The 12056-nt window shown below is 65.5% G+C and carries 7 protein-coding genes; 3 read left to right on the forward strand and 4 right to left on the reverse strand.

Annotated elements, in window-relative coordinates; genetic code table 11:
- Positions 1-27: 27 nt before the first annotated feature.
- The 3 genes from OHB44_RS10205 to OHB44_RS10215 form a co-directional block, all read right to left on the reverse strand.
- The gene (locus tag OHB44_RS10205) at positions 28-1173 is read right to left on the reverse strand and encodes a DNA cytosine methyltransferase (RefSeq protein WP_330440569.1); all 1146 of its coding nucleotides are present in this window, start codon (positions 1171-1173) and stop codon (positions 28-30) included.
- A 426-nt stretch (positions 1174-1599) separates the two neighbouring features.
- On the reverse strand, positions 1600-2265 hold the full coding sequence (locus OHB44_RS10210) for a GIY-YIG nuclease family protein (protein ID WP_330440570.1): 666 nt from the start codon (positions 2263-2265) through the stop codon (positions 1600-1602).
- Positions 2266-2778: 513 nt separating this feature from the next.
- A complete protein-coding gene (locus OHB44_RS10215) occupies positions 2779-4587 on the reverse strand; it encodes a tyrosine-type recombinase/integrase (RefSeq protein WP_330440571.1) in 1809 nt (602 codons plus the stop codon).
- 1248 nt (positions 4588-5835) lie between these two features.
- Here OHB44_RS10215 and OHB44_RS10220 point away from each other — a divergent pair.
- Positions 5836-8040, forward strand: coding sequence for a hypothetical protein (locus OHB44_RS10220; protein WP_330440572.1), 2205 nt, complete (start codon positions 5836-5838; stop codon positions 8038-8040).
- A gap of 67 nt (positions 8041-8107) precedes the next feature.
- On the opposite strand, the gene OHB44_RS10225 is transcribed toward OHB44_RS10220, so the two are convergent.
- Positions 8108-10225, reverse strand: a complete 2118-nt coding sequence (locus OHB44_RS10225; RefSeq protein WP_330440573.1) for a helix-turn-helix domain-containing protein — start codon at positions 10223-10225, stop codon at positions 8108-8110.
- A 263-nt stretch (positions 10226-10488) separates the two neighbouring features.
- Between OHB44_RS10225 and OHB44_RS10230 the strand changes: the two genes are divergently transcribed.
- Positions 10489-10650, forward strand: coding sequence for a hypothetical protein (locus OHB44_RS10230; protein WP_330440575.1), 162 nt, complete (start codon positions 10489-10491; stop codon positions 10648-10650).
- A 274-nt stretch (positions 10651-10924) separates the two neighbouring features.
- Positions 10925-11863, forward strand: a complete 939-nt coding sequence (locus OHB44_RS10235) for a hypothetical protein (protein WP_330440576.1) — start codon at positions 10925-10927, stop codon at positions 11861-11863.
- Positions 11864-12056 lie beyond the last annotated feature (193 nt).

Raw genomic sequence — 12056 nt, forward strand, 5'->3', positions numbered from 1 at the left:
GGCGAACGAACTGGCTCGCCGGAGAGCCTACTCGTCCTCTGACTCGGTGTCTGGCCGCAGCACGGGCAGCAGGTAGTGCTCACCGATCCATCGCACGACGTCGACAACGACGGCGTCTCCGAAGCCGAACAGCTGCTGGTTGGGCGTCCCGGAAAGCAGCTTGTAGTCCGTGGCCCCCATGAGATTGGCGTACTCACGGGGCGTCATCCATCGGATGCGCGGCTCGCGGTCGTGCCCGAGCTCGACCAGCGCTTGCTTGCTCGAGCCGCCGCCGGTCGTACGTAGGCAGCCGGCGATAGCGTCGCGTCGCAGTTCCCACATCGACACGCCTTGCCGTGTGCGCCGGTAAGCAGTTCGGTAGGAAAGCTGGTCCGCTTTGCGCAGCGCCTCAAACCGAATCCGCTGGCCATCACTAAGAGAGTCCACGAAGGCTTTGACTCGACGGTCGTCCCACCAGGCGCTTTCTGGCACTTCCCGATCTATCACCGCGTTCAGGTCCGACGGCCCCTGTGGAAGAGCGGGTAGATCTAGATAGTGCATCTTGAAAGCTTCGTAGTGCTTCTTGTGAATCGCCGTCACCCAGGCAGGTCGGACGTCGCTGATTTCGGGAACTCCGACGTGTGCGTTCTTCGGCAAATCGGCAGGCATGATTCCTATGATGAACATGCGCGGCCGAGACTGTGGAACGAAGTGCTTCGCGTCGATGGCTAGAACGTCGAGCGAATACCCTAGCTGCGATAGCCGCTCGAGCGCCTCCGTTAAATCTTTTCCACCATGGCTTGTCGCGAAGCCGTGGACATTTTCGAGGAGCACCACCCGAGGCCGCGGCCGATCCTGCATTTGTTCCAGGACCCGTGCGAAGTGCCAAAACATGCCGGACTGATCTCCGACGAGCCCCCGCCTATTTCCGGCAAGAGATAGGTCGATGCAGGGAAAGCTGCTGGTCGCCAGCTCTATCTCAGGCAGCTTATCTAGGTCCTCGCCTTTGACATTGCGAATGTCGCTGCGCGCGAAATGGTCCTTCGCGTCAGGAAAATTGGCGAGGTACGCGTCGCGCTTAGCTTCCTTGATGTCGTTAGCCCAGACGACGTTCACCCCGAGGGGCTCTAGAGCGGTGCGCACGAGTCCAATGCCGGCAAAAAACTCTGCAGCATTGATAACCGTGGTCTCCATGCACCCTCCATCGCCGATCATCACTGCACAATATAACCGCAATGGCGAACTGACGAAGAACGACGCCAGCCTGTTACTGATCCAACCATACGATAGGTGCAGCGCCTAGTCTCCGGCAGGAGGAGCCACGCATGGGCCCCGTCACAGCCTGCCACCACGTCGGACATCGCCCGCCGAGCCCACCGACCAGCCTGGCTTCGCCGTCCAGCCGCACCGGCGCGGTAGAACGCCACGCTTGCCCGGCCCACTGCCCACCGGCGGGTCGCCCGCGACTACGAACGCCACCCGACGCCTCCGAAGCCAACATCCACCGGCCGGCCACCGCCGGCATGGCCTACCGCGCGACCCGCGGCCAACCCGACCCTCGGCAAGCCCGCCACCTCGGGAGTCAACAACCTGTGGACTCTATACCGTGTGTAGCGTCAATTAGGCGTCCGAAGAAGCCTCGGCTTTCGACTCTCGGAGCACGTTTCCGACGAGCTCGTGCACGTCGATGGCTTTCGGGGATGGCCTCCTTCGGCCCTCCGCGTACGCTAATCTCGCCGCCGCTAAGTCAGCAAGCCGGACCGCTTGGATCACAATGACGCGCCGTAGGCCAGGGGAGACCTCTCCACGCTCGTGCGCCACAGCGGAGACTCTGGCCAGGGTCTCGGCGCGGCGGGCAATCCGAACGTCCGGGTGCTCGCGATCTTCCCGTAAGTCTTCCGGGATCAAGTTGAAGCGATACGCGCGTGGCAGGACTACAGGCTCGGCAACAAGCGGGATCTTCTCGTTCAATATGGCGCGATACTTCGACTCGCTGATGGCCGACCGATACGCCGAGTATTCGATCGCGTTAAGCTTCTTTTTCTTATCTGGATCGTTGCGTAGGAACTCGGTCGGCCACAGCTCCACCTCCGCGACCTCGAAGGGATCGAGGATGCGATACGCCAACGTGTCGGTACGCTGTCCGGTCAGATGCCTGCCGATACGTTCGCTAAATTTTGCCCACGTCTGTCCCACATAGATCGGCTCACCGTCGTAGTCGTAAAAGCCGTATACGCCGATGCACTTGCCTAAATTCTGTCCGCTGGCACCATCGATGGACGCCATGACCCCCTTTAGTCGAGATCGGAAGCCCTGGACAAAGGGAGTCGGCATCGTGGCAAGACGCGGCGGTTTGCGTTCGGGCTCGTTGTAGGAGGCGACACCCCGACTAGCCACCTGACACACCTCTCCGCGTGAGAAAATCACCGTCGGCAGGGGAGTCTACGACTCAGGCGCAAAGCAGGGTGTGACACGGCGGAGCCGTCGCCGGAGCACGGCCCACGCGAGGCCACCGGACGCTCGGTGCCGCACCAGCAGCACCGCCGCCGGGTCGAGCCGGTGGTCGCTCACCTGGTTGGCAACTGCCTGCCAGACCAGCTCGCACACCTTGGCGTTGTCCAGCACTGCCCGTGCCTCACGCCGTATCTCGGCCGCCGAAGTGATGGCGGCACCTGACCCGGCTGGTCAGAGCGGCTCGACCGCCGCAATGAGCGGCCGACGCTCCTAGAGGTGCTCGAGCAGATGGCGGGTGTCTGTTGCGCGGCCGGGCATCGCCGCGCGATAGCGGCAGCCGTCTATCTACCGATGCGCATCACGCGCCACGTCGATCCTGACACCGGGAGGAGGTTCGATAGACGAGGCCGGCACCGATGGATGCTCTCGGTGGCGGGGCAGTAGCTCGGCGGCTGCCTCTGCTTTGGCGCGCTCGACGTCGAGTTCGGCGATGACCGAGGTATAGACGTCGGTCATGGCGGCCGAGGAGTGCCCGAGGAGCTCCTGGATGTCTTTGAGGTCGGCGCCGGCGGCTTTGAGGTAGGTGGCGGCGCAGTGCCGTAGGTCGTGCAGTCGGATCGGGGGTAGGTCGGCGTCACGGACGAGGACCTCGAAGCGGTCGGTGACGGCGTAGGGGTGCCAGGGCTGCCCGTCGGGTTGGACGAAGAACAGTCCGGTGTCGGGCCAGGTGTGGCCGGCGGCGAGTTTCCACTGGGCGCGGCGGGCGTGGTGGGCGCGCAGGACGACGCGGGTGATGCTGGCCATCGCCATGATCCGGTTGCCGGACTCGGATTTGACTTTCTTGATCACTGGCGTGTAGCCGTGGGTGGCGATCTGTTGGGTGACGCTGATCATCGAGTTGTCGAGGTCGACGGCGGTGTCGGTGAGTCCGACGGCCTCGCCGCGGCGCAGTCCGCGGTGCAGGATGAGCGCGAACAGTGGGTAGAGGGCGATGTCGTGCTCTTCGGCGTGGTCGAGGAACGCGCCGGCCTGCTGCGGGATCCAGACCATGACGGGGCTGGGCCGCTCGCCGGTGTCGCGCCACCGTTGTACGGCTTTGGTGGTCCATACCCGGGCTTTGGGGCGTACCCCGGAGGGCAGCTCGATGTGGGCGGCGGGGTTGAAGTCGATGAGTCGGTTGTTGCCGCGGCGGATGGCGTCGTTGAGCGCCTTGCGCAGGGTGGCGCGGATGCGGTGCATGCTGGCCGGTTTGGTGGTGCGCAGACCGCGCACGTTGGCGCGGATGACGGGGTCGTCGCTCTGGCGGGCGATCTCGATGGCGGCGCTGCCCTCGGCGATGGCGACGAACATGGCCTCGACGTGCTCCACCCGTAGTTTCACCAGGGCGATGGCGCCGAGGTGCGGGATTAGGTGGACGCGGATGTGCGACTCGTAGGCGAGCAGGGTGTTGGGTTGGACGCTGCTGAGGCTGCGGCGGGATGCCAGCCACGAGTGCAGGTATTCGCCGACGGTGGTCGTGACGGTGGCGGGCAGTCCGGCGCGGACCCGTCGGGCGATGGTGTCGCGGTCCGGCAGTGGCGCGCCGGCGGTGACGGCGAGGAGCATGTCGGCGATCTCGGCGGCGACTGCGGGGTCGTCAGCGGCGAGGGCTAGCAGGGCTTTGGCGTGGTCCCGGTCGCCGGTGGCGGCGTCGCGGGTGTCGAAGGTGCTGCGGCGTAGTTGCCGGCGCGCCTGGCCGGGGTGGGTGGGCAGTTCGAGTTGGTAGGCCCACCGGCCGTGCGTGGGATTCCACGCTCCGCTCGCCCGGCGAAGCTGCGGGCAGCGGCTGCCGAGTTTGCGGCCCTCGCCGTCGCGGCAGCAACAGCGTTTGAAGATGGGCCCTCCCGCCCTGTTCAGGTGTGTCCCTCGGGCCGAGCATGCGGCAGCAGGTGGCTGCGGGTTATGTCGGGGGTGGTCCAGGAATGCCTCGCCGCCTGGGACCGCGTTGTGCCCCGGCAGTGATCCCGAGGGCTCCCCGCGTTGGTTGGGCGATAGGTGCAGGGCGTGAAGGATGGCCGCAACCGGCACGCGGTAGCGGTTACCGAATCGGAGCACCGGGACGGGGAACCGGTCGGACTTGGCCAGGTCATACGCGACCGAACGAGACAGTCCCATGATCCGCGCAGTGGTCGTCAGATCGGTGACTGCGCCCAGGGCGCTGATCCGCTCACCAGTCCAACTGTCGTCTGGGCCATGGCCGACCGGCGATACCGGGCCGAGGACATGTGCAGAGTTCTTCATTGCAGAGGCCCACCCAATGACCGAGAAGGGACGACGCTTTGACTGTGAACGGACGTCAACGCCAGGGTGAGGGCTTCCGCGTGACAGCGCCGACGAGCGCAGAGCCCAGTTGCCCTGTATGGGCGATGGAGACTGAGTTCTGATAGTCTGCGCTGATTGTCAGCGGCAGGGCAGCGCAGTCTGCCAGAGTCGGGAATCTGACTTTGATTGGCCGGCCGGGCGCGCGCCGCCGATCGGAGTAATCCATGGCTTGGATGGAGAAACGCGGCACCCGATTCCTTGTCGCCTTCGCATGCCCGACAGCACCGTCATCACCGACCCACCCCACGAGCTACGCGCGTCTGCCCGACGGGTCCCCGCAAGGTCAACATCAGCTGAACGGTCGAGGCGCGGTCGAGTAATTCCTTCATGCTGGTCGACGCAGCTCAGCCTGCAGGTGCGTCCGACTCGACCGATGTCAGCCAGCCCGGATTAATCGAAATCGATGATCCGGCTCGCCGCCGCAGGAAATCTCCAGACCGTGTCTCATCAGATAACCGATGCTCGCTCTGGCCTGCCGCAGCAGGGCCGCCCTCGCCACCCAACTGGTGCACCGACTCGGCACCGGCGTGCCACGTGTGGCCGGCGGCGTGGTTCAACAGGTCGAAAGCCCTTCCCGCCCGCGCACTCCCGACGCGCCCGCTCGCCATCGTTATCGGGCTTGCCGCCCTCATATGGCCCGACCGTTATTTGAGACGCCGATCCAATGGGCAGCGCCGCGACCAGGCCCTTCAGTCTGGCGGCTCTTCGGCGCGCCCGAAGGAGTCCGGGATCCTGGTTTCCTGCCTGACCCGACGCTGTCCGGCCGGTGGAGGTCAGCTAGGCCTTGAGTCCCTAATGTCGCTGGCATGCGTTGCCGCCCAGATGGTCGGCCGGCGGCTCGCGTCCAGTGACTGAGGCTAACGCCTGGTCAGTGACCGACAGGCTCAGCGTTCCCGATGTTCTCCCACAACCCGGCTGTCACCCCGGCCAATTCAGGGATTCCACTCCGTAACAGCGGCAGGTGCGGACACCCCTGGGTTGGAACCCGAACGCCTCGTTGCGGAGACCGACCGAGCCTCATCTGCCCTTAGGGTTACGTCCGTGGACCAGGGCGCCGGCGAGACCAACTTCCTACGATTGCTGCGTCTGGCTTTCGAAGAGATCACCCGCGACGAGCCGGTCGTCGTGGCTGCGGACTCGGGTCCCCCGCTATCGCACGGATGGCAATCGCGTTCGGGAACCTCTCCTGCAGATCTGGCGAGGCTCGCAACAAGCTTGCTTCCAGATCGCCCGGTGCTGCTGATCCCGTCATGGGCTCGCCTCGTCACGCCAGAAGGACCAAGGAATGCGTTCGAAGTCACGCTGGTCGGCATAGAGCCGACAACCCCTGAATCCGTCCTGGCCGTGGTCCTGCCCAGCGGTGCGCTGGCATCAGTTGGGGGCGAGGCGTTCCGGGAACAGGTCAGCCGGCTCTGGCAACCGATGCTCCTGCTCTATGCGGATTTCGTTCCGGACGGCTGGCATGCAGGGCTTTCGTTGACGACGGTCTTCCTGGCAGCGCGCCCCTCAGACCCGAAGCCTCTGAGGTTCTTCCGGATCCCACCGCAGGGGGACGAGCAAGCAATGTCCGAAGATTTCGCAACCCTGCTCAGGCGCAAGAGCGGCACCAGCTCCTTCGGCTATGTGCTGGCCGACCAACCCGGGGCAGGCGAGGGGCTCTCCTTCGACCTCAACCACCCCGATACCACCAGGCGGTGGAAAGAGCTGGGTGTGTGGGGAACACCAGTGCCACTAGGCGACCTCTTCGACACTCCGGCTCCTGGAGTGATGCCGGGTCGAGACAGACCTCCCGCCCATGATGAGCCGCAGCCACACACCGTGCGTGTCCTATCAGGCCGTGACGTGAGACGTGACGGCACTCTGGCAGGGCCGGACGACTCGTCACGCTATGTAGAGGTGCCGCCCGACAGGCAGTTGAAGGCGGGGGACATCGTTCTGCCCCGGCACTTCTCGGCAATGGTTGGTCGTAACGTCGCAGTAGCGGAGGTAACCGAGGGTGATTTGCCCCTAGCCGCGAGTCACACCGTCGTGATCCTCCGAGAAGCGATGCCTCTGAGCCGACCTCAGCGACTGATGGCCCTGCTCTTCCTGCGAGCCTCACCGTTGGTACGCACATACCTGGACAGTTCCAGAGGCCATGTCCGGATCAACACGCCCGTCTTCCGTCGCGTTCCTGTCCCGCAGCCGGACGAGACGCTGACGGCCACCCTCGAAGGCCTCGAAGCCGCGCGAAACCGATTGCAGCAATGGCACAACGAGTCTGAAGGGCTGTTGAGCTCGGTCTTCCACGATGAGAACGCTGCCGACGCCAGACGGCGCATCATGCAGTCCGGTCGGCTGCTGCGAATGCGCGCCGACGCCGCCAACCTCCTAGACGACTTCAGCCACCAAGTAAGAACCCGCTACCCACACCCCGTCGCCTACCGCTGGAGCAGGGCACAGGTCTTGCTCTCAAAAGGCGCCGACGGACCGGCGTACGACGCCATCCTGGAAGCGGCCGAGGTCCTGCTCTGCTACTGCGCACTCGTCGCCCTTGCACTCGCCCAAGAAGCCGACCTGCGGATCGGCGCGACCACCGACCTCCGCAAACGCCTATCCCGCGGAGGCACGAACGGCCCCGGTTTCGGGGACTGGACGGCGATCCTCCAAGAAGTCGCGACAGGAAAGGCGTTCAGAAATCTGGTCCCCGGCGATCAGCTGACAGACTTCCGCGACGCCTTCACCGGCACCGAGGTGATAGCGGCACGCCAAGGCTTGGCGCTTCGCCGGAACGACGAGGCGCACCTACGCGGTGTCGAGGTCGAGGACCTGCCCGACGCCATTGCCGAAGCCCACGCCGACCTGACCACCCTCCTGCAACGGGCGTCGTTCCTCGCCGATCTCCCTCTCGTCTATGTCAACCACGTTCGCTGGGACTCTCTCCGCAGGGTTGCAAGCGTGGAGTTCGAGGAGCTGACCGGAGACAACGTATTGGTTGCGGTGCGGGAGAGGACCTACGGGTCTAGTGACCTCGAAGCCGGAAGCCTCTATCTGGCGACCGAAGATGGCCGTCTGCACCTACTTCGCCCGTTCCTTATCCGCCGACGATGCGCGAAGTGCCGCAGCTGGGAGACCCTACACATCGACAGCGTGCCGCAAATCGCCACTGTCCAGATCAAGAGCCTGGAGCGCGGCCACACCATTCAGGATCCGCAACTGTGGGACGCATTCAAGCATGTCGGGCTTGTCGAGCGGCCGGGCAACTGAGCCTCCGCCGCCCGCCAGCGTTTGCTCCGGGGCGCCTCGTGAAGCCCATCCCCCGGGTTGTAGGGCTTCAGCTCTGCTCGAAGATCGCCTCCACCCGTTCCAGCAGCACCCGCCACTCGCGGTCGAGGAACGCGCCGAGCTGTTGTTCGAGCTCCTGCCGGGATGCCTCCTCGAACCATGTCCGGTTTCGCCGCAAGACGCGGTTGACATAACCGGAGCCGCGCCCCCACTCGTTGGCGTTGTCGATCCAGAACTGGGCGGCGATCCGGAGCTGGTCGCGGTACAGGCCCAGGCCGTTAAGCTGCATCTTTCGCAGCAGGTCCTCGTAGGCCGAAGCCATCAGCCGGTGCGCCTGGAAGAGCAGCTCGCGCGCCTCGGGCATCGATCCCGACAGCGTGTCGCACAAGCCGGCGAACTCGGTGACTGAGTCCTGCAGGGCAAGAACGGCGAGCCTTCGAGCGCCGTGGCCGAGCTGGTGCGAGTAGCTCAGGGAGCGCCACTCGCCGTTGCGGCGGATCGTCGCGTTGACCGTGCTCGAATGGGCGCGGCTGAGCTCGTCGAGCAGCGCGTCATGGATGTGGCCTCTGAGCGGCTTCGGCGACGGGTGGAGCTTCATCCAGCTCGCCATATGCTTACCGGCCTCGCGCTGGACCGCGCGCACCTGCTCACGGGCGGCGTTGTCCAGCAGCGACCGGGTCCGGACGAGCACCTCGTCGAGCTGGTAACGGAACTCGGCCCGCGTGCGGCGGACCTGGTCGCGCAGGAAGTCCCGCAGCAGTTCAGCGTCGTCCTCGCGGGAATTGAAGAACAGTGTCGGGATGTCGCCGAGGCGGTACGGCAGCAGCGCCGTGCCGACCTGCTCGCCCTTCAGCTCGTACCCTTCCTCGCTGGTCGAGACGCCGGCACCGGTCTCGTCCTTGACCGCCATCGCCTCGTCCGGCCGGGCTAACACGAGCAAACCGGCGTTTGTGTCGACCTGCGGGTTATTGATGTCCCGGGCCCGCCGTAGCAGGTGCTGGACCGACTGCGACGGCGCGTCATTGAAGCCCGAGCAGAGGATCGACACCGTGTGCGGATCCTCGAGCAGCGTCTCGAGATCCGCCCGTGCCAACGGCTGGTCGATGCCACGGGTGTCGATGAACCCGACGTCGAGGTCGTCGATGTCGATCAACGCGGGAACAACGATGTCGATCCGGCTCGGCAGCGAAAACTCGGGATGCCGGCCGTTGTTGATCGCTTCGAACGTTTGGCGCAACCACTCCAGCGGCGTCGCCGAGGCCGCCGCCGTGTGCCACGCGTCGCGCCGGTCGCGCCGGTGCAGGGCCATGCGCGCCAGCACCTCCACCGCAAGGTCGCGCCGGTCGGGGAACTCGGCGGCCAGTTCCTTCGCCGGGTCAGTCCGGACCCACTTGCCATCAGGCCCCTTCGAACGCTTTTGCGTCAGACCGGCCATGTTGCGGATCGCCCGCTCCAGCTCGCGGGGGACGGCAACCGTGAAGTCGTCCTCCTCCACCGGTACGCGGCCCTGCAGGATCTGGTCGGCGAAGTCGTCGACGTCGGAGCGGATCTCGTCGAGCGACCGGGGCTCGACCTTGATGCCGTAACCCGGTCCGCGGCTCAGCCGCACCTCGCACAGCGTGATGCCGCCGGCACCCGTCTCCAGTACCGACACCGTGCGCCCCTGCGCATTCGTGACCTCGAGGCCGGTAGACCGACAGATCGCGGTCGACTTGCCGATGCCGATGCTACCGATGAACGCGATCTGGTGCTCGCGTCGGAGGAGGAGCTGCGCCAGCCGCTCCACATCCTTGACGTACTCCTCGAGGCGGGCGCGAAACGCGGGATGTGTGTCGGCCTCCGAGCCGGCGGTGACCAGGCCGGCGACCATCTCCTCGGCCCGCCAGAGTAGCTGCTGGTCTGGGTGGTCAAGGGGTGGCCGGGGTAGGTGCCGCCAGTTGCGTGCCAGGATTGCGGAGAGCTCGGCGGCGTCGTCGGTGCCGATCGCCGCCAGCAGCATCTTCAGCTCGTCGTCGGAGACGGTGCGGTCGCCGGCCTCGACCCGCGACAGGACAGCCTGGCTCCAAGTCACCTTCCGAGCCAGGTCGGCCTGCTTCAGCCCAACTTGCTCCCGCAGCTGCGCGAGGCGGTGCCCCACCTCTGCGTCGCCGACATCCTCGTTACCCATCCCAAGTCCCTCCCCATCGTCTAGCTGCAAGGTAGCAGCAACGTTGCTGATCTTGCAAGAATGTATTCTGAGTCATGGGGAATCGATCCGGCGTCCTGTCTGGGGAAGGTTCGTCCGGGCGGCCGACTGCAGACGTGTGAATGGGCAGCTTGATTTACTGTGCTGCGGGGTCTCGCCGGTCGGGAATGGGCCCACCGCGGCAGGCCGACACTCATGCACCTTTGCGCCAATTTGACAACGCTCACCGGCTCGTCGGCGGTGCCGTGATCGTCGGCCAGGACGTTGACGAGGTCTGCGCTGGTCTTGTGTTGCGGTTCGAGGACGGCGATCTCGTTATCGGCACGCTCGGCGACGAGTGGGTTCTCGCCGTCGGCCAGGTGCCGGCGGCCGCCGCTCGTTACTGGGCTGTCGCGCCAGTCGTCTAGCCCGGCACAGCAGCCCGGCGTCACCACCGTCCCGATAGTGCTGCCGCAAACCCGTAGGCCCCTGACAGCAATGAGGAGAGTCTTCAGCCAGCAGCCGGCGTAGAGCACCAACCACTCACCGCGATGTCATCCATCGGTCGGTTATGCCGACGAGCTTCGTTCTGGGCAGAGCCCCTCACGATCTAGTGAGCGTTGGCCATCAGTTGATGTCAGAGCGCTTCGTGAGCAGGTCACACTAGGAGATGGCAGGGGCAGTATTCGAAGGGCGGTTGAGGTGGCGTTCGATGCATCGCAGTACGTCGTCGGCGACGATTGGGCGTACCGGTCGCGGGACACGGCACCGTCGGAACGCGTGCGCATCAGAGCTGTCACACCGAAGAAGGCCAGCGCGAGCATCGAGGTGGAATTCATCGATGACGACGGCGCCAGCCGTCGTCTGCAAACCGTGTCGTCAGCCCGCCTGAAAGCCCGGTGGGCCGACGTTGAAGCCTACGACGCCCGGCAAGCGGACTGGCAGCGCATCGACGACTTCGAGCTCGACTCCGTCGAGCGGGGCGCGGTTCTCACCGTCTACTCCGCCCTCATCCCTGAGGATGTGGCAGACCTGGACTGGCGTCCGGTCGAGAACGCAACGATCATTAAGGATCGCGCGAAGCTGACCGACATCCTTCAGGTGCCCGTGGAGGATATCCTCGCGACGGTTCAGTGGTTCACCACCGATGACGCCACGATCGTCTCGCCCGCGGGCGCTGTCATCATCGCGGAGGCCGCCTGCCGAGCCCACTCGCACACCATCCTGCAGCACGTGATCGAGGAGGAGGCCGAAGCCCGGCACAAGTGCAAACACGGCGGCCCGCATCCCATCCACAAGGGCGAGAAGTCCAGCCCGGAATGGGAGTATCGGTGGTATCGCAAGCATGTCCGGCCCGAGCACGAACTCCTGCGGCAATGGTGCGGCCACCGCGCCGTCGTAGCCCACGAACGCCTCACAGCCGCTGAAGCCGAGAACCACCGCCTCGACCTCCTCGTCGTGCAACTCATCAAAGCTCTCGACGTCGCCGGTGACACCACGCAGGCTGAACGATTCGCCGAGGAACACGAACGCGACCGGATTACCCCTTACCTCGCCCGACCCGTCGTCGACCGGCCACTGCACTGGTCCGAGATGCCCGTGCGTGAAGTCCCGGTCTATCGGCGCCGCCGCTGGGGGTAGATCATCACTGCCACCGTCGCTCGTCCTCGGAGCCTCGGAGCCATGACGCCCACGCCGACCTTCACTTGCCGCTCGCGCTGATTCGGGAAACAACGGCGCTGTTGGCCAGTGTTTGGGTCGACGACGTGCAGGGCGATCTAGAAGCGCTGCGGCGGCGTTGGCTGCGGCCTCGTCGTCCTGGCCGCCAGCTCAG

It is taken from the genome of Micromonospora sp. NBC_00821, assembly GCF_036347035.1.
GTDB classification, from domain to species: Bacteria; Actinomycetota; Actinomycetes; order Mycobacteriales; family Micromonosporaceae; genus Micromonospora; species Micromonospora hortensis.